Origin of the sequence: Embleya sp. NPDC020886 (assembly GCF_044333915.1) — a bacterium.
In the GTDB taxonomy this organism is placed as follows: Bacteria; Actinomycetota; Actinomycetes; order Streptomycetales; family Streptomycetaceae; genus Embleya.
Window position 1 is genome coordinate 903,242 of the sequence record NZ_JBIRRX010000002.1, and the last position, 17,887, is coordinate 921,128.

The 17,887-nt window shown below is 70.2% G+C and carries 17 protein-coding genes and 1 pseudogene; 11 read left to right on the forward strand and 7 right to left on the reverse strand.

All coding sequences use genetic code 11. The features are described from left to right. From ACH4U8_RS10710 to ACH4U8_RS10730, 5 genes are all read left to right on the forward strand, one after another. Nucleotides 1-1,236 (forward strand): ROK family protein, encoded by a 1,236-nt coding sequence (locus tag ACH4U8_RS10710; protein ID WP_395777017.1) that lies wholly within the window; start codon nucleotides 1-3, stop codon nucleotides 1,234-1,236. A gap of 80 nt (nucleotides 1,237-1,316) precedes the next feature. Beyond that, a complete protein-coding gene (locus tag ACH4U8_RS10715; protein ID WP_395776879.1) occupies nucleotides 1,317-2,285 on the forward strand; it encodes an alpha/beta hydrolase fold domain-containing protein in 969 nt (322 codons plus the stop codon). 230 nt (nucleotides 2,286-2,515) lie between these two features. Beyond that, the gene (locus ACH4U8_RS10720) at nucleotides 2,516-2,662 is read left to right on the forward strand and encodes a hypothetical protein (RefSeq protein ID WP_395776881.1); all 147 of its coding nucleotides are present in this window, start codon (nucleotides 2,516-2,518) and stop codon (nucleotides 2,660-2,662) included. 92 nt (nucleotides 2,663-2,754) lie between these two features. Then, nucleotides 2,755-3,366: a TetR/AcrR family transcriptional regulator gene (locus ACH4U8_RS10725; RefSeq protein WP_379988231.1), complete on the forward strand. Its 612-nt coding sequence runs from the start codon at nucleotides 2,755-2,757 to the stop codon at nucleotides 3,364-3,366. Between the two features lie 575 nt (nucleotides 3,367-3,941). Beyond that, on the forward strand, nucleotides 3,942-4,388 hold the full coding sequence (locus tag ACH4U8_RS10730; protein WP_395776883.1) for a hypothetical protein: 447 nt from the start codon (nucleotides 3,942-3,944) through the stop codon (nucleotides 4,386-4,388). 146 nt (nucleotides 4,389-4,534) lie between these two features. On the opposite strand, the gene ACH4U8_RS10735 is transcribed toward ACH4U8_RS10730, so the two are convergent. Next, nucleotides 4,535-5,089 carry a TetR/AcrR family transcriptional regulator gene (locus tag ACH4U8_RS10735; RefSeq protein WP_395776885.1) on the reverse strand — a complete coding sequence of 185 codons (555 nt, stop codon included), beginning with the start codon at nucleotides 5,087-5,089 and terminating at the stop codon, nucleotides 4,535-4,537. A 185-nt stretch (nucleotides 5,090-5,274) separates the two neighbouring features. On the opposite strand from ACH4U8_RS10735, the gene ACH4U8_RS10740 reads away from it, so the two are divergent. Further along, nucleotides 5,275-6,456, forward strand: coding sequence for a 4-hydroxybenzoate 3-monooxygenase (locus ACH4U8_RS10740; RefSeq protein ID WP_395776887.1), 1,182 nt, complete (start codon nucleotides 5,275-5,277; stop codon nucleotides 6,454-6,456). Between the two features lie 155 nt (nucleotides 6,457-6,611). Here the strand turns inward: ACH4U8_RS10740 and ACH4U8_RS10745 are convergent. After that, nucleotides 6,612-6,719 (reverse strand): annotated as a pseudogene (locus ACH4U8_RS10745) (site-specific integrase); the annotation flags it as partial. A gap of 246 nt (nucleotides 6,720-6,965) precedes the next feature. On the opposite strand from ACH4U8_RS10745, the gene ACH4U8_RS10750 reads away from it, so the two are divergent. Then, nucleotides 6,966-7,463 (forward strand): GNAT family N-acetyltransferase, encoded by a 498-nt coding sequence (locus ACH4U8_RS10750; RefSeq protein WP_395776889.1) that lies wholly within the window; start codon nucleotides 6,966-6,968, stop codon nucleotides 7,461-7,463. A gap of 179 nt (nucleotides 7,464-7,642) precedes the next feature. Here the strand turns inward: ACH4U8_RS10750 and ACH4U8_RS10755 are convergent, their stop codons facing one another. After that, nucleotides 7,643-7,786 (reverse strand): hypothetical protein, encoded by a 144-nt coding sequence (locus ACH4U8_RS10755; RefSeq protein WP_395776891.1) that lies wholly within the window; start codon nucleotides 7,784-7,786, stop codon nucleotides 7,643-7,645. 319 nt (nucleotides 7,787-8,105) lie between these two features. Between ACH4U8_RS10755 and ACH4U8_RS10760 the strand changes: the two genes are divergently transcribed. The 3 genes from ACH4U8_RS10760 to ACH4U8_RS10770 all read left to right on the forward strand — a co-directional run bounded on the left by ACH4U8_RS10760 (nucleotide 8,106) and on the right by ACH4U8_RS10770 (nucleotide 9,521). Continuing rightward, on the forward strand, nucleotides 8,106-8,645 hold the full coding sequence (locus ACH4U8_RS10760) for a transposase (protein ID WP_395776893.1): 540 nt from the start codon (nucleotides 8,106-8,108) through the stop codon (nucleotides 8,643-8,645). Nucleotides 8,646-8,731: 86 nt separating this feature from the next. Next, nucleotides 8,732-8,884 (forward strand): hypothetical protein, encoded by a 153-nt coding sequence (locus tag ACH4U8_RS10765; protein ID WP_395776895.1) that lies wholly within the window; start codon nucleotides 8,732-8,734, stop codon nucleotides 8,882-8,884. A gap of 34 nt (nucleotides 8,885-8,918) precedes the next feature. Next, complete coding sequence (locus tag ACH4U8_RS10770; RefSeq protein ID WP_395776897.1) at nucleotides 8,919-9,521, forward strand: transposase; 603 nt, start codon at nucleotides 8,919-8,921, stop codon at nucleotides 9,519-9,521. 229 nt (nucleotides 9,522-9,750) lie between these two features. On the opposite strand, the gene ACH4U8_RS10775 is transcribed toward ACH4U8_RS10770, so the two are convergent. The 4 genes from ACH4U8_RS10775 to ACH4U8_RS10790 all read right to left on the reverse strand — a co-directional run bounded on the left by ACH4U8_RS10775 (nucleotide 9,751) and on the right by ACH4U8_RS10790 (nucleotide 15,985). Beyond that, nucleotides 9,751-10,167, reverse strand: a complete 417-nt coding sequence (locus tag ACH4U8_RS10775; RefSeq protein WP_395776899.1) for a hypothetical protein — start codon at nucleotides 10,165-10,167, stop codon at nucleotides 9,751-9,753. Between the two features lie 1,950 nt (nucleotides 10,168-12,117). After that, complete coding sequence (speB, locus tag ACH4U8_RS10780) at nucleotides 12,118-13,185, reverse strand: agmatinase (RefSeq protein ID WP_395776901.1); 1,068 nt, start codon at nucleotides 13,183-13,185, stop codon at nucleotides 12,118-12,120. 292 nt (nucleotides 13,186-13,477) lie between these two features. Then, nucleotides 13,478-14,386, reverse strand: coding sequence for a LysR family transcriptional regulator (locus ACH4U8_RS10785; RefSeq protein WP_379988227.1), 909 nt, complete (start codon nucleotides 14,384-14,386; stop codon nucleotides 13,478-13,480). 1,248 nt (nucleotides 14,387-15,634) lie between these two features. After that, entirely contained in the window at nucleotides 15,635-15,985 is a 351-nt protein-coding gene (locus tag ACH4U8_RS10790; protein WP_360313526.1) for a MerR family transcriptional regulator, read from the reverse strand. A gap of 64 nt (nucleotides 15,986-16,049) precedes the next feature. Here ACH4U8_RS10790 and ACH4U8_RS10795 point away from each other — a divergent pair, with 64 nt between their 5' ends. Beyond that, nucleotides 16,050-17,321, forward strand: coding sequence for an MFS transporter (locus ACH4U8_RS10795; RefSeq protein WP_395776903.1), 1,272 nt, complete (start codon nucleotides 16,050-16,052; stop codon nucleotides 17,319-17,321). The last annotated feature ends 566 nt before the right edge of the window (nucleotides 17,322-17,887 follow it).

Genomic DNA, 17,887 nt, shown 5'->3' on the forward strand with positions numbered 1-17,887 from the left:
GTGGGCGGTGCGCGGGCCGGTGCCGGCGGCCCGCGAATCTCGCCGCGAGCGGGCAACCTGGGCCGGCTGTTGGAGTGTCTGGCCCCCAAGCCGCTGTCGCAGACGGAACTCGCGGTGGCCTCGGGCCTGTCCGAGGCCACCGTGTCCAACCTCGTCAAACTGTTGGTCCGTGATCGACACGTGGTATTGGAACACAGCGTGCGCAACGGTCGCCGCGCCAACGTGGTGCGGCTCGCCGCGCATCGTTCCTCATGGGTGCTGGGGGTGGACCTCGCCCGCTCCTGGATCAGGGTGGGCCTGATGTCCTCGACCGACGAAATCCTCGACGCGCGGGCGCCGATTCCCCACCCGTGTGCGTACTCCGAGGCACTGGAGACGATCGGCCGGCTGACCCGGGGCCTGCTGGCGGTGCGCGATCCGTCCTCGATCGACCCGGTCGCGGGCGTGGTGTCGGTCCCGGGCCCGGTTCGCCGTCCCGAGGACGACGGGGCCGGCCGCGACCTGATCCCACAGGGATGGCACCAGACGACCAACTGGGGAAGCGTGCCGCTGGCCCACGACATCGGCGAAGTGGTGGGCGTACCCGTCCACGCGGACAACGACGCCAACCTATCGGCACTGGCCGAACTCCACCGGGGCGCAGCCGTGGACAGCCGCGACTTCCTGTTCCTGTCGGTGGACGCCGGTGTCGGCGGGGCGCTGGTACTCGACGGGCGCATCTACCGCGGCGCGACCGGCATGGCGGGCGAGTTCGGCCACACCGTCGTCGAGCCGCACGGCCGGGCCTGTTGGTGCGGCGCGCGCGGCTGCCTGGAAACGCTGATCGGGGAGCGGGCCCTGCTCGCCGCGCTGCGCACGGCCGAGCCCGCGCCGCACACCGTGGACGACGTCGTGCGGGCGACGCTCGCCGGAGACGGCGCGCATCGGGCCGCCGTGCACGAAGCGGGTCTGGCGATCGGCACCTTCGTCGCCGCCGTCAGTACGCCGCTGGATCTCGACCTGGTCGTGATCGGCGGCGCCCTGGCCCGCGCCGAAACCCTCCTGCTGGACGGGGTGCGAGCCCAACTCGCGCACTACCTGGGCCGATTCAGGCCCTACACGATCGAGGTGAGCACGGCGCGGCTCGGGCGGGACGGACCCCTGTACGGAGCCCTGCTCGCAGCCCGCGAACGGCAGACGGACCGCGACCTGCTCCGGATCGGCGGCCCCCGCGCCGAGGCCACCACATCGCCGTGAGCCGGCCGCGAACGGCTCCCTCGCGTTCCCTCCTTGTTCCTTCCCCGCCTGTCGTGTCGAGCAGAAAGACGGATGCACCGATGATCCAGACCCGGTCCGAAACCCAGGTCCAAACCCGGCCCGAAACCTCGTGGGACCCGAAGGAGAACAACTGGCGGCCACCGACCCACCTGCCGCCCGGCGACCCGGTGGTCACCGAGTCGGGCGTGCGGCGGTACGAGGGCCTCACCTACGCGGCGACCGCCGGGTACCGTCCGTGCCTGCTCGACGTCGCGGTGCCCGCCGGCGATGGGCCCGCACCGGTGGTGGTGTGGATCCACGGCGGAGCATGGCAGGACGGCGACCGGCGCTACCCGCCGCCGACGGTCACCCCGGAGTTGTTGTTCGGCGGCATCCTCGACGCCGGCCTCGCACTGGTTTCCATCGACTACCGACACAGCCTGGAAGCGCCCTTCCCGGCCCAACTCCACGACGCCAAATCGGCGGTCCGCTACCTTCGCCACTACTCCCGCGTACTGGGCATCGACCCCGAGCGCATCGGTGTCTGGGGCGAGTCCGCCGGCGGCCATCTCACCGCGCTCCTCGCGCTGACCCCGTCCGACGACCCGGACCATCCCCTCGAAGGCAGCGTGGGAATCACCGGCCCCAGCAGCGCCGTTCGGGCCGCGGTCGACTGGTACGGGGTGTCGAACGTGCCCAGCCTGCTGTCCACCCTCCACGAACTGCCGCCCCCGGGCGCGGCCCACCGCCCCGATCCCTGCGAGGCGCTGCTCGGCGGGCGCCCCGAACAATGGCCGCTGCTGGCGCGCTCGGCGAGCCCGCTCACCTACGCGGACCACGTGGCCGCACCGCTGTTGCTGCAACACGGCACGAAGGACACCGTGGTCCCGCACGAACACAGCGCGCAACTCGCCGCTCGACTGGCCGCATGCGGCAGCGAGGTCACCCTGCGATCGATACCCGACGCGGACCACTGCTTCGTCGGCCTGGCGGACATCGCCCCGGTGGTCCACGAAGGCATCACGTTCCTCGAGCGACACCTGGGCTGACCGAGCCCGGGCCAGGCGAGGACGGAGCGTCGAAAGCCTCGTGGCGATTCGGCTTCCTCGGCAGGCTGCGACGGCCGGCTCGTCCCGGACGGGACCGGTCGCCGCAGCCACCTCCGCCGGTCCCGGGACCGGCTCGCCTACTGCGATCGCGGCAGTTGTGGATGTCTGCGGCGGCGGGACGACTTCCGAGTCCCGTTCCAGGACGCCCGGAGGGGCCGAGGCAGTACGGCTTGGACAGGGTCGGCGGGTTCGCGATCCACTCCCCGGCCACCGACACGTACACCAACGCTCTCCTGTTCACCGCAACCCCCACCGATCACCCCATCGCCGCCTTCGACACCGCTGCCTTGGCCCACCTTGCCGACTACACCGAGTAACCAGGCCGCTCCACCCCGGCCGGCAAGGGACCTGCGACGCGCCGCACCGGTGGGACCCTTGACTAAAGTAAACGTGAACGTACACTTCCTGTATGAGTGCAACGGCTACTGCGCCTCAACGGCGGGGACGTGGAGGTAGGGAGCGCATTCTGGCCGCCGCCGCCCGGCTGTTCGCGACCCAGGGGATCAACGCGACCGGCATGGAACAGGTGGCAGAGAAGGCACCGGTGTCGAAGCGGACGCTCTACGCGCACTTCAGGACCAAGAACGACCTGGTCATCGCCCACTTGCAGGGCCTCGTGCTGACGGGCGCCACCTTGGAGAGTGTGCTGGACCGTGAGGACCTCACCCCTCGGGAGCGGGTCCTGATGCTCTTCGACCAGTTCACGACGGACGCGGGTCCGGTTCGTGGGTGTCCGTTCATCGATGCCGCTGTGGAGTTCCCGGACCCGGAAAGCGCGGTCCACTCCTACGCCCGCGACCAGAAACTGCGGATGGTGCGGCTCATCGCCGCCTTGGTGACGGAGCTGGGCTGTCGTGAACCCGACGCACTCGCCGAGCAGTTGGCCACTCTCGCGGACGGCGCGGCCAGTCGCGCAATGGTGCTGGGCGAAGCGGACTATGGCCGGCACGCACGGGCAGCGGCACAGGTTCTCCTCGATCAGGCTCTGCCGAACACCAACGGACGAGAAAAGGGTCGGTGAACAGTCCGTTGACGACCACGAGGGGGCGTGCGTAGCGCCGGTGGAACCGACGGCAGCCGGCGCGCGACACCCGGCGATGGCGGCCGAGTCGCTGTGAGGACTCCACGCACATGCGGGCAACGCGGTGGCGGATGCCAGGCTGACCGAGCGGGCGGCGGCACAGATGGTCGAAGTTCCAGCCCTTGTCGACGCAGTCTCGCCGGCCGTCCACGCCGCCCGACCCGGTGCGATCCGCCGCAACCAGCTCGACGACCTCGACATCGGCAACCGCCGGCTCGTCATCAACAGCCGCGTCCGGCAGCCGTGTCCGGCCCCCGGACGAGCTCACCCTGCCGACGGCCCCGGCTTGGCCGGAGCACCGGCGACGGGGCCGGCCCGACACCGCCAACCCACACTCGACGATCAACAAACAGACCGCCCTGGAGACCGGCCCCATCAGCGGGGTCTCCGTCTCCGCCGCGCTTCTCGGCCGGACCGCAACCCTCGAACTTCGCGGGTTGCGTCCTTTCGCGGGTGGGGGCCGGTGTCGCCTGTCAGGCTGGTGCCTTGCTTCGGCCGGGGACGGGGTGTGCTTGGTGGGAACGCGGCCGTGGCCGATGTTCGCCGCGCTCCTCGAGCGTGCCGCCGCGACGGGTAGTGCGCTGGATCTCGACGATGCCCGACCGGACGAGGTCCGCGCGGACCTGGCGGATCACGTGGGTGCCCGTCCGGCCGACACCCTCGCGTACGGCGCGCCCCGGATGTGCGCGATCCGCAAGCGTCTCGCCCACGCGGTCGCCGACCGCCTCGCCCCGGATCCGGAACGCCGCGCGGAGTGGGGCGCGTTCCTGGTCGCCGGGATCTTCACCCGCCACCTGGCGCGAACCCCCGCCCCGGTCGACCCGGATGCGGCCGAGCGGCCGAGCGGCTGGGTCGCTCGGCGCCCACGACGCCGCCCGCGGACCTCGACCTCGGCCTGGCCTCCACCCGCACAGCCCCGCCGTCCGCGCCGTCCTGTCCGCCCTGGCCCACGCCCGCAGTGAGGAGATTGATCTTGCTCGATGGCCCGTCTTGCCCGACGGCTACTCGGCTGCCGTGATGCGGGTTGCGTAGACCCGGTGGGCCATTGCACTCGGCACGCGTGCTTCGGGCCGAGCGCGTCATCCGGGTGGGCGGGAGGCAGCCGGTGTCAGCGCGGTACGCCCAGGCCGTCGAGGACGATGCCCACGGCCCGGTCGAGCGCTTCGCCTTCACCGAGGTTCGTGGCGTATGCGAGGGCGCGCAGGAGGAGGGAGACGTCGTCGCCGGTGACTTCGGGCCGGGCGGCGCCGGCCGCTTGGGCGCGGTGGAGCGCACCGTCGAGGGCCGCACGGAAGGCGTCGGCCGCTTCGGTGACCGGCCGCGACAGGCCCTCTCCATCGTCGTCGTGGGGCGGCAGAAGGTCCAGCAGGGTCATCTTCACCGGTCCCGCTGCCGCGAGGGTCCTCAGCAAGGAGGCGAATGCCTTGCCGGCGTCCGGGGCGTCGGCATGCTGCACGGCCTCGTCGGTGAGCTTCTCCAGGTAGCGCACCGCGGTGGCCTCGATCAGGTCCTGCTTGGTGGCGAAGTTCCGGAAGACCGTGGCGATGCTGACCCCGGCCCGCCGAGCGACCTCGTCGGTGGAGGCTGCGGCCCCCTTCTCGGCGAACACGTGCTCGGCGGCCAGCAGGACCTTCTCCCTGTTGGCGGCTCCATCGCGGCGCATACCGGACCCCTTTTGCAAACGTAGTGAACACTACGTATGATGCGTAGTGAAGACTTCGCTTAAGGGTATGCCGCCGGGCCCTCGTGCGCCAAACACGCGGAGTGGACCGTCTCCGCAGGCCGCCGCCGCGCGGCGGTGAGCACGTAGGCGGCTCGCCCGGAACCACGACACAAGGAGCACCATCCATGTCCCCAACGGACGAAAACACCACCGTCGTGATCATCGGCTCGGGTGTCGCCGGTCTCACTCTCGGTAACTTCCTCCTGCGCAGCGGGATCGACTGCGTAGTACTGGAGCGGCAACGCCGTGAGTACGTCGAGCAGCGCCAGCGCGCAGGTGTCATCGACTCCCGGGCGGCGCAAATGTTCCGTGAGTGGGGTCTGGAGGACCGGGTCGTCGGCGGCGTCCCCTTCGAGCCGGTGCTGAACTTCCGCATCGACGGCGAGACACGGCCCTTCAGGTACGTGACCGACGACCTCGGCGGTGGACGCTTCTGCCCCCAGCAGATGCTCGTGCGCAACCTCATGGACGTGTTCGTCGGCGACGGCGGCGATCTCCGCTTCGAGGCCGAGAACGTGGAACTCGAGGACATCACCGGCCCTCGGCCGCGCGTGCGCTACCGCGACAGTGCAGGCGTGACACGCACCATTGCCTGTGACTTCATCGCAGGCTGCGACGGGGACCACGGCGTCAGCCGGGCGAGCATCCCCGAGGAGGAACTGACGCGCCACTCCCACGAGTACGGGTACGCCTGGCTGACCGTACTGGCGGATGCTCCGGCCAAGCACCAGTCCCTGATGGCGATCCACGACCGTGGATTCGCCGGCCAGTTCGCCCGCGGCCCGCAGGCGAGCCGCTTCTACCTCCAGTGCCCCCTGGACACCGCCGTCGAGGAGTGGACGGACGACCGTATCTGGGAGGAGATCGAGGCACGCTTCGGTGAACCGGTCGCTGTGAAGGGGCGGATCTCCAGCAAAACGCTGGTGCCTCTGCGCAGTGTCGTCCACGCCCCGATGAGCCACGGCCGCCTGTACCTGCTCGGCGATGCCGCGCACATCGTGCCGCCTATGAGCGCCAAGGGCATGAACCTGGCCCTGCACGATGCCGACGTGTTCGCCGCGGCCGTCCTGAAGCAGGTCAAGGAGCAGGACACGACCCTGCTGGAGGCATACTCCGCCACCTGCCTGAAGCACGTGTGGAACTACCAGGCGTTTGCCGCATGGTTCACCGATCTCATGCACGACGCGGGAGACGTCTCCTACCGCGGTGAGTTTCGCCGCCGCCTGGCGCGCGCCGAGTTCCAGCGACTCTACGACTCGGAGACCACCAACCGCCTCTTCGGCGAGTTCCTCACCGGCCTCAACTGAAACCGCCGTCCCAGGACGCGGACAGGAACCCGTGGCCCGGGCAGTCGGACCCATCGCCCTCGCCCCAGAGCCTGCGGGGCACGGGCCGAACCGGCCCCTGCCCCGCAGGCTCGGCTCCCTCGAACACCGCACCATGACAGCGCGGCGCCTCGACTACGGTTGCCACCCGGGGCGAGCAGGCGGGTCGGTTCCGCGATCGCCTCCGGGGAGGGCTTGAAGCAGCGGCGGACGTTCTCCGGCTTCTTGTGCCGCGACTTCGCCATCGGCAGCCGCTTCACGTACGGCCCGGAGAGCGTCACCGCAGGTGGCGACGAAGTTATCGGTAAGGACGGCTATTCGTGTGGGGTGAGTAGGTCCGGAGCTCGTGTTGCTACAGCGAGGTCCGAAGTAGCTTCCTGTAGCCGATTCCGGCTTCCTTGTCGGGGTTTCCGGTGTTCGCGTCCGAGCCGCCCAGAGGGCTTCGCTGCGAAACCCCCTGTGACACGGTCGGGAACGGGCATGCTGTTCGAATGTTCGATCTGGTTGTCCGGACGGCAGGCGCCGAGGACTTGATGGCTGTCTTGGGCGTGCACGCCCGTCGCGATCCGGGCGGTGAAGTACCGAGGTCTGCCTCCGGCCTTGAACGGCAGACCTGGGATCGAGTGGTGCGGTCCGACGAATTGACCGTCTATCTCGCCGAGGCCGACGGCGACCCGGTTGGGACGGCAACGATGATGGTGATGCCGAACGTCACGTATGCCTGTGCGCCGACGGCGTTCGTCGAAGCCGTGGTGGTCGCCGCGGAGCATCGGCGCCGGGGCATCGCCGGCGCCATGCTGCGACAGCTGCTCGCGGACGCGCGATCCGTCGGGTGCAACAAGGTCCAACTGCTGTCTCACAAGCGCCATGCCTTCGACGGGGCCCATCGCCTGTACTCGTCGTTGGGATTCCAACCCGAGGCGGAAGGGTTCCGGCTGTACCTCCGGCAGGCGCCCGCATCCGCCCACGGCGCCGGCGCCGACGGATGACAGCGACGCAGCCCTGCGGCTCCGCTCACTACGGATTGCTACTTGGGATCTCGCCGTAGCCATCCGAGTTCCGGGCGGAGCAGCCCTCAACCACGGCAGGAATCGGGCCACCATCGGCCTGTTCGGACGGCAACGCGAGCGGACAATCGGGGGCTTGCTCCGTCGACATGCTGCGAAGGTCAGAGGTCGTCGGGTCCGGCGGGCGCGCGCAACGTCGCGTAGGCGAGGTAGTCGGTCCCGGCGCGCTGGGCGTAACGCAGCGCGGTCTCGGGGCTGACGCCGAGGGCGTCGGCGAGGATCGAGGGCGGGGCTTGACGGACCATCCGGAGCCAGGCTCCGGACTGATGACCCCTGCCGGCCCGCTCGACGTCGCGTTGAGGTTGACGTACTGCATCCATCGTTCCTTCATCCCCCACTCACCTCGGTGGGCTGCGGATATCGTCACATGGCATGACACCGTGTCGCCGTTCGATTTCGTCGTGAGGCGGCCGAGATGACGGCATGCCGCGTCGGCTGCAGGATCCGATCGTGGTGGTGCGGGCCGCGGGGAGGCGTGTCAGTCGACCGGCCGGCGCGGTGGTTCCGCGCAGGCGGACGACGAGTGCGGTCGCACATGCCGCATTCCCGAAGGGGTGTCTCGCGATGCGGATCCGCGACCGACTCGGGTCCGTGTTCTCGAACGAGGAGTTCCGCAAAGCGTTCGGAGATCGCGGCCGTCCTGGTATCTCGCCCGGGCAACTCGCCCTGGTCAGTGTGCTGCAGTTCGTCGAGAACCTGACGGACCGGCAGGCGGCGCATGCGGTGCGGGCCGGGATCGACGTGAAGTACCTGCCGGGTATGGAGCTCACCGACCCCGGCTTCGACTTCACGGTGCTCACCGGGTTCCGGCAACGACTGCCGGCCACGGCTTGCAGGAGCGTGTGCCGGACCTGCTCTTGGAGCGCCTGGCGGGCGAGGGTTTGGTCGGCGCCGGAGGGCGGCAGCGCACCGGTCGTGACGTACTTGGGCCGGCCCGGTCCGGACGAGGTCCTACAGCCGGAGATCGTCCTGGGTTTCCACGGCCTCTGTGTCGTGAAGGCCGTCGACGATGACGACTGGTACATGGGCACTCTCAACAGTGACGGCACCGTCGAGTGCTGGGACGCATACGACGACCTCTGGAACGCACTTCGCGGACTCTGAGCAGGCTCACGGTCGGCGGGAGGCGATCACTGAACGCGCGGGAAGCGAGCATCAGTTCGACCTCTTTCCGGGCGACGACCTCATTCGTGAACGGCCCGTTGCTCGGGAGCGAGTACACACCGACGAACCGGGGGAACCCCGTGCCCCGGATCCGGGCGGGCGTGGACATCGGCAAGACCCACCACCACTGTGTGGTCCTGGGCGCCGAGGCAAGCGGCTGTTGTCGCGCCGCGTGTTGACCGACGAGCCGGAACTGCCCGGCTCTGCTCGTCGATGTGCCGGCCGTCGACGAGGGCACCGTACCGGCGGTCGACGTCGCCGACGGCATGGCCACCTTGCCGTCAGCGTGCTGCTCAACCATGGCCGGCAGCTGCTTTACATCCTCGGCCTCGCGGTCAATCGGCATCGGCCGGCTATCGGGGCACCGGGAAGACGGACGCCAAGGACGCCATTGTCATCGCCGACCAAGCCCGCACGCGCCGCGACCCGACGGTCTCGCGGCCCGACGACGCACACGCCGTCGAACTGCGGATCCTCACCAACCGCAGAGCCAACCCGACTGCCGACCGCACCCGCCGCATCAACCGCCTGTGCAGCCGACTCACTGAAAAATTCCCGGCGTTGGAGCGCGCCCTCGACCCGGGCAACGTCGGCCCGCTGCCACTCGCAGCCCGTCATGCAGGCCGAGCCGGCCACCATCCCGCGCGAACGACGGGGACCGAAGACGATCCGGATTTCCACCACCGCGTTCCCCACCATGTTCGGAACCTCCCATGCCGCAGACAGCATCCGATCCGGCAACCGGTTCGCCCCTCCCATCGGATCCCGCGTACCTGTCGCAGAGCTTCCAATCGCCGCTCGCCTTGTTCCAGCTGAGGCTCGCCGAGTGGTCGGACGTGTGGAGGACTGTGTCGTACGGAGCCTTCTCGGTGCCGATCTCGGTCGCCTGCGCCGGGGCTGGCGATGCCGAGGGCGGGGGCTGTGCCGAATGCGATGGTGGCGACCGTTTGCGGAAACTCATGGACTCCTTCGTGATCGCTCGGGTGGCAGGGAGGAGAGCAATCCCCGCCGTGGTGGTCGCGGCGGGGACTGCGTGCGGTTCGGACTACCAGTAATAGGTGTAAACAGACGGGTATCGCTTGGATCCGCCTGCCCCGTTCTGCACCCAGACCTCCACTCGCAACTGCGTGTTGGGTAGGGGGGTCGGGTAGATGTACCCATCGGCACATGCGTTGTTGGAGCCGTTGGAGTCCGTCAGGTCGAGGAGGAGTGCGCCGCTGGAGTTCCGCACTTGCGCCCGGGCCCGCATGCCGTCGGGGTCGTCGTCGCAGAGCCTCCATCGGCCTCCCGCGTACTGCTCCAGCGAGAGGCTTGCGGAGTCGTTGGCGGAGTGGAAGACCCCGTCGTAGAGGGCCTTGCCGGTGGCGGTCTCGGTGGCCTGTGCCGGGACGGCGACGATGCCGAGGGCGAGTGCCGTGCCGAGTGCGGCGCTGACGGCCGCCGAAGAGAAGCGGATGCGCATCTGTCTCCTTCGAGATCGTGTGGATGGAATGCAGGGGACCCCAGAGGTCGGGTGAGCTTGTCGTCGCCTGTCGCCTGTCGCCTGTCGCCTGCCGGCTGCCGGGGCGAGACAACGGTTGGCGACTGCGTCGAGGAGCGTCAACGGCCGATCCGTCCCGATCTTGTCCGGGACAGTGTCCGAGCCTGTCCGGGACGGTGTCCGAGCCAGGACCCGTCCGACACTTTCGTCCAGGCGTGCTGGGCATGCCAGGCCTGGCGGGCGTGTCTGGGTCGGATCGGGCCGGCGGTCCGTGCCGGGTGGGCATCAGGCCGATGCCGAGGTCGGGATCCGAGCCCACCCTGGACGTCGAGAGCGGCCACCCCCACAGGCACGAAGAACGCGGGTGGTCTCGAAACCGAGGACGCGAACGCGCTGGTGGGACCGGGGCGGGGCAACCCGTCTGAAGATCGCTTCGAGGTCACTCCCCGGCCAGGCCGCCGAACCCCCTTGATCGGGGCGGGCCGTCGGTACTCGGCCGTGGGGCGAGCTGGGCGGTTGCGGTGTCGGGCCCGTAGGTCGAGCCGTCGAGGTGGTCCTACGGTTTCCACTCGCGCGCACGCGTAGGGCCGTCCGAATATTCCGGAAACCCCGCCGCCGGGCCCGGGGTCCGCTGCGCACGACACGACCTCGCGTTGGCCAAGATTCGGATGTTGAGTACTTGAGTAAACGGCAGTCGGTCGCGCGTCCGCCCCTGGTCGGCGTGTCCTGGGTACTTCGCACGCCCGCGTACGCGAGGACGGTCTTACAAGACTCGAAACCGCCGGGGTTTGCGAGCAACGCGGCGAGTGGCGCTGTTTTCGTCACAGGCCCCGGTTGGACGGCGACCGCGCGGCGGTTCGGGCTTGTTCGGGACATGTTCCGAACGGACTTGGGCTGGCGTGGACGGCCATGTGCGGCCGAGGGTTGGCATGCACCGCCGGTGGGGCCGCTCGTGAACGACGACCCGTGCTCGTGCGGTGGTGCGGAGCACCGGTCCGGCATCGTCCGTGCCGGACCATTCGACAACCCTCCAAGGAGAAGAAATGAAACGCGGATTCGCCGTCGGTACGGCGATCGTTGCCCTCGCATTCGCCGGCCTCGCCGCCCCGACCGCCAGTGCCGACCCGCCAACCGCGTCCACGCCGCCGGCGAGTTCTCCCACTGCTGCGAGCTCCGGGTGCCGGGAGTGGTCGGACCAAAACACCTGGGGTTTCCAGTGCTGGGGGTACCCCGGTCAAATGCGTGCGACGGTTCTGTGTCGAGACGGCGATCCTGCCTGGGGGACTTGGGTACCGATGAATGGCTCGTGGTCCTACGCGTACTGCGCGGGCCGCGGCGGGATCTGGAAGGGCACCGGAGAACCCGCGTACCGATAGGAACTCGGGTCCGTGCTTCGGTGGCCTGCCGCCCTTCGGGTCGTGGACGCGCGGCGGCTTCGGCAGCCGGAGTACCCGGTCCGAGCGCAGGCGGGGTGGAGATCGGACACGACGCGTGGGAGCAGCACGGCGCGTTGATGGCCGAGCTGAGCCGCGCCCTGTGGGCGGACGACGACGGAGCGTTCTTCACGAACAGCAGCGCCGCGACCCGGTAGTGGCGCGGGTCGACATCGGGCAGGTGAATCCCCAGGCGGCGGTGAGGAGTTCGTCGGTTGTCGGGCCCTGCTTCTTCTTCCTCTTGCCCAAGGTCTCGGTTCCTCTCGGGCGGTTTCGGGCGGAGGTGACGACGAGCGGGGCGTGCGGGGTCGTGAAGGCGGGGCGTGGGGTGTCCGCGGCGGCACGGGACCGGTTGCGTGACGACGGGCGCGCCATCGGCGTGCGGACTGGTGATTTCGCCCGGCGTCGTCGCGGAGACGGTGCGGAACCACCATGGGCGGGTGCCCCGAGCGCGCGGGCTGCGGGCCCGGTGGGGCCGACCACGGTGTGACGGATCGGTTCACCCGCGCGCCGCTCCGCGGTGCCGGCGGTTCGAGTCGCGGTGGGCGGAGTCGTACTGCTCGAGGAGGGGGCGCCCGCGGTCCCACGTCTCCAGGCGGCCGTTCTGCTCGGCCTGTCGGCGGGCGATGCCGGACAGCGCTTCGAGGACGATGCGGCTGCCGAGCATCGCGGTGATGTCGGCGTGGTCGTGGCCGGGGGCGACCTCGACGACCTCGACACCGACGATGGGTAGTTCGTAGGCCAGGCGGCGAACGCTGTCCAGGAGTTGGCGCGAGGTCAGGCCGCCGGGCTCCGGGGTCCCGGTCCCGGGGGCCATGCCGGGGTCGACGACATCGACGTCCACCGAGAGGTAGACGCCGTCGCAGTCGTCCAGTGCCGTGCGTGACGCCTCGGCCAGGCAGGTTTCCAGGCCGCGTTCCACGATCTCGGTCATCTCGTAGGAGCGCATGCCCTGTTCGGCCATCCACTCCAGAGTGTCGGGGCCGGGCCAGTAGCCGCGCAGGCCCAACTGCAGGAAACGGTCGCTGCGGGCCGCGCCCGATTCGAGGAGGCGGCGCATCGGCTGGCCGTGGGCGATGAGGGAACCGTGGCAGATGTCGCCGGTGTCGGCGTGTGCGTCGAAGTGGATGACCGAGACCCGGCCCCAGCCGACCGCGCGTGCGACGCCGGTGACGTTCGGGAGGGCGATCGAGTGGTCGCCGCCGAGTATGAGGGGCGTCTTGCCGGCGGCCGAGACGGTGTTCACGGCCCGTTCCAACGCGGCGTGTGCCTTCTGTGCGTTGCCGCTGAACATCATGACGTCGCCGGCGTCCATGACGCGCAGGTCGAGAAGTCCGTCCACGCCCAGCGCGAGGGAGGGCCGGCTGCCGTCGTGTTCGAGGTAGCAGGCCTGCCGAATGGCCTTGGGCCCGAAGCGGGCGCCGGAACGGTACGAGGTGCCGCCGTCGTAGGGTGCGCCGAGGATGACCACCTGGGCGTCATCCCACGTGGAGCGTTCGTCCAGGTTGCAGGGAGGGACACCGAGGAATGTGACGTCGGGGCCGTACATCGCGCCATAGCGGGTCATGGGGGAGTCCTTTGCATCATGCGGAACGGGCCGCCGGGCCGACTTGTTGCGGTGCGGCGCCGTGCGGAGCGGGGAGCAGGTCCGTCGATCGGCGAACGGGTACGCCAAAGCGGGTGCGCACACCACGCTTTGCCCGACCCGCCCACCCGTCGCGGCGCCCACCGCGCAGGCCCAAATCCTCACAGCCTTGCGCCACCACAAGGTATGGAGGAGCTTTCGACAGCGCTCCATATGGTCTATGGAGGCTGCGCGTCACCCGCCGGTTGTTCGGCTGCCCGGTGGGGCGGTTCGGTCAGGGCACCCTTCGGATCGATGCCACGCGGTGCAATTCCTCTCGTACCCGCTCCACCAGAGCAGGCCGTGGGCCTTGGGGGGTGAGGAACCGGACGCTGCGAGAGCCGAGGACCTGCACGGCGGGGCGGACGACGACGTCGTACCCCTCCTCCACGGCGAGTTCGGGTACGAGAGCGACGGCGGTGCCGGCTGCGACGAAGCCGTGGACCACACCGTAATCATCGGTCCTGAGCACCGTCCGGGGGCGGAACCCAAGGGACTGGCACGTCGCGAAGAGAGTCTGGTCGCTGGGGTCGTACGAGCCGCGAGAGACGATCCACCCGTCGTCGGCGAGCAGTTCGATATCGACAGGACCCACCGACCGGGCCTGAGGGTGCGACGCGGGGAGCAACACCCGGTACGGATCGTCGAACAGGGTTTCGGCCCGTATGTCGGCGCCGTATCGTGCCTCGGCTCCACCGATGTCGTAGATCACGGCGCAGTGCAGCGACCCGGCTCGTACCTGTGCGACCAGATCGAGTGGTTCGGCCTCGATCAACTCGACGCGCACACCCGAACCGATCGCGGCGTCCCGTACAGCCCGGGGGAGCAACCGCGAGGCCGCGGAGTGGAAGGCGCCGATGCGCAGCGTCGACACGCCGTGTTTCATCCGGGCCTCGACATCCGCCTCGACCGCTTCGATCCGGTCGAGGACAGCGCCCGCATGCTCCAGAACCGTCGTGCCGAGGTCCGTCAGGATCGCCCCGGTGGGACCGCGCTCCACCAGCTTGGCCCCCAAGTGCGCCTCCAGCGCTCCGAGGTGGTAGCTGATGGTCGGTTGTCCGTAGTGGAGTTCGCGGGCGGCTCCGGCCAACGAACCGCTCGAGGCGATGGCGCGGAGAACCTGAAACTGGCGAAGATCGAGCATCCATACATGCTATGTATCCCGGCTGCGCAGCCGGCCTCGTTCAGATTGCCTCCGTGTCCTACACGCGCCGCCCGTCTGGTCGACAGCGGAAGCTCCACGATGCTTTCGGCCGCACGATCACGCAGCCCAGCGGGGCCGACAGGACTCATGGTGCCAACGACCTCGTCCGGCGAACAGACAGTCGGTGATGAGGCCGGGAGGCACCGGTCTCACCGCGGTAGGAGTCGTCATGGGCGGGAACAGCGTTGCCATCCGGCGCCCCGCACCGATACCGACACCCTGACCACACACGTCGGGGACGAGCTGTGGACCCCCGACGGCCACTCGGTGCTCCACCGGGCCGGGAAAAGCCTCTCCTCCATGGGCCCGCACACCGCGGCAACCCGCCACTGGACAGCGCCTCGCTGCCGACGCCGGCCGGTTGCTCGGGACCCGAACGTCCCGACACCGCCGTGGCGGCGAACGTTCCGCGGGTCCGGTGCAACCAGCGCCGGACACGATTTGGGTTCCGACGGACGAGATTCCGATAGTCCGCAGGTGGTTTGCGGCCGGCCGTCATCGCGCGTCCGATCATGGACCCCGCGGACGATCTTTCCGAGGACGGGATGCGCGACCCGGTCGAGGCGGACGAGGGTGACACGGAACCCGACTGGTGGGACGAGGACTTGCACGACTTCTCGCCGTCCTGACCCTGGTGACGCGCGGCGTGGTGTCCCGACCGGTCGGACTCTCGCCGCGCGGACGCCCCGACCCGGTCCGGCGAACGCCTCGGTCCACCCGGACTGCGGAACCCTGCGCGACCGACCACGTTGCCCGGGCACGGCCAGGCCGGGGCGCACGGGTACGCTGCGCGGGGCGGTCGCCGTACCCGCTCGCCACGCCGCGACCGGTGCCGGAGCCGCACGCCGAGGTCATTTCGGCAGAGGAGCCACACCCTCGGGGCACCGGCGGAACTCGTCGTCTTTGCCACCGAACTCGCCGACCACGTACGCCGGGCCGAGGGCGGCGTCTGGACGCCGGAACACATCGGCCTTCGCGAGACCCTGCCGCTCACCGCTCTCGGCAGTGTCGACCAGAAGGCACTGCGGGCGGGGTGACCGCAGGGCGCGGCCCGCGCCCCGCGGTCACCCCGAGAGGACCGCGTCCACACGGCGGGCCCGAGGCTCGGCCGCGCGCCCGGCCGACGAAACCCGATCGCGGAACCCGCCGTGGTCGCGTCGCAACGCACGCCGTCGAGCGACCCGGACGTCACCGGGATGTGGTCAGGTAGTCCCGGATCGCGTCGCGGTTGTGGGTCAGGCAGGCTATGCGTTCTTCGAGCTGCGCCAACTCGTTGTCAAGGAGCGCCACGAGTTCCGGCCCGGGCGAAGGCGGCAGGGTCAGGGCGCCCTGCAGACACGGGATGACCGAGCGCAATGCACGCGTCGACAGCCCCGCGTCGATCAGCCCCCGGATCTGTTGGACGCACGCTATGGCGTTGTCCGGATAGTCGCGGTAGCCGTTCTCGCTGCGGGCCGGCCGGAGCAGGCCCTGCTCCTCGTAATAGCGCAGCAGCCGCGCGCTGACGCCGGTGCGTCGCGACAACTCGCCGATCCTCATCCGCACCACCCCACGTCGCCGGATTTGACCTTCACACCGATGTGAGACTCCTAGCGTTCCGACCATGTCCAGTGAAGTGCAACCCTCGACGACCGCGCCCGTCGCGGCCACTGCTTCGAACAATCCGGCAACGCCCACCGATTCGGCCATGTCGACCGCCTCGGAGCCCAGATGGCCGCTGGGTGGGCTGCTCACCCTGTCGGCGGCGGTGTTCGTCGCCTTGACGACCGAGATGCTACCGTCCGGGCTCCTTCCGACGACGGCCCGTGACCTGGGTGTGTCCGAAGTCGCGGCCGGGTTCCTGGTGAGCGCGTTCGCGTACGCGATGGCGCTCGGCGCGATACCACTGACCGCGGCCACCCGGCGCCGGCCGCGGCGCTCGCTGATGATCGGTACGTTGGTCGGGTTCGTGGTGGTCAACGCGGCAACGGCGATTTCCGGGAGTTATCCGCTCACCCTCGTGGCCCGGGCCGTCGGAGGGCTGCTCGCGGGCGTGTTCTGGTCGACGGCGGCGGCGTACGCGGTCCGCATGGTCGCCCCCGACCGGGTCGGCCGCGCGGTGGCGATCGTGTTCGCGGGCCAAGCGGCGGCTTTGACGATCGGCATACCGCTGGGCACGGCCGTCGGGACCGCGGTCGGCTGGAGAACAGCTTTCGCGGGCCTGGCCGTGTCGGCCCTCCTCCTCGCGGTACTCGCGGCCCGCACCCTGCCCGCGTTGCCCGGTGACCGATCGATCGCGCGGGCACGCGTGATCGACGTGCTCCGGACACCCGGCGTGGTGGTCGTCGCGGGCACCACGACGGTCGTGATGCTGGGGCATTTTGCCGCGTACAGCTACATCGTGCGACTGCTGGAGCGCGCCGGCCTCGGCGAGTCCACGGTCGGATGGGTATTGCTCGCCTACGGTGCGGCCGGCGCGGTGGGCGTCGGAGCCGCGGCGGCATCGGTCGACCGTCGCCCACGCGGCGCCCTGCTGACCACTCTGGGTGTGCTGACCGCCGGTGTCCTCGCGCTCGCCCTCGCCGGCCGGCACACGGTCGCGGCGGTCGCGGCGGTCGCGGCCTGGGGCCTGGCGTTCGGGGCACTCCCCACACTCCTGCACGCGGCGGTGGTACGCGCGGCCCCCGCGACGCCGGAAGTCGCCGACGCCGTGCTGAACTCCGGCTTCAACATCGGCATAGGTACGGGTGCGATCGTCGGCGGTCGGATCCTGGCGACGGTCGGGATCGCGGCGGTGCCATGGATTGCGCTTGCCCTGATCCTGGCGGGTACGGGCGTGGCGGTGGCGGCCCGCCGTACCGGGTTCCCGAGACTGTCGAAGGACCGGGCGGGCTGACCGGCCCCGAGTTTCGGGTTCCGGGCAGCCGTCTCGCGACGACGCATGCGTGTAAACGCCGCTGTACACAGCCACCACGATCACTTCCTGCACGTCGGAATGCACGCCGCCGTCCCGTCCCGCCCCGCAGGCGGGCCGGGACGGTCGGTGGGTCGGTGCATGGCCGGGGCGGCCGGGGCTCGGTTCGGGTCGCGCCGGCCGAGGCCCGCCCGGCGGCGAGGGCGGCGCCGGCCAGGCACACGACCGCGGCGATGATCGCCGCGGTGTGTACGCCGTTCACGAATCCGTGGCGCGCGGCCGCCCGCAGCACGGACAGTGCTTCCGGGGCCGGGGATGCACGGAGTCCGAAGACGTCCGGACATCGGCTCGCTACGGCGGGATCAGGCGGTGCCGGGCCGGCCCCGCCGCGCGAGTTCGGCCGGCGGGCCGACGGCGGATCCCGGAGCGGCGACCCTGCCGTCGGTCATCGTGCGCGGCGGCCACCACGTACGGCGGCCTCCACTACGACGACTCACCTTCCGTGTGGACGGAAGCCGTGCCCGTCCGTGCCGCGTGTGGCGTGTCCG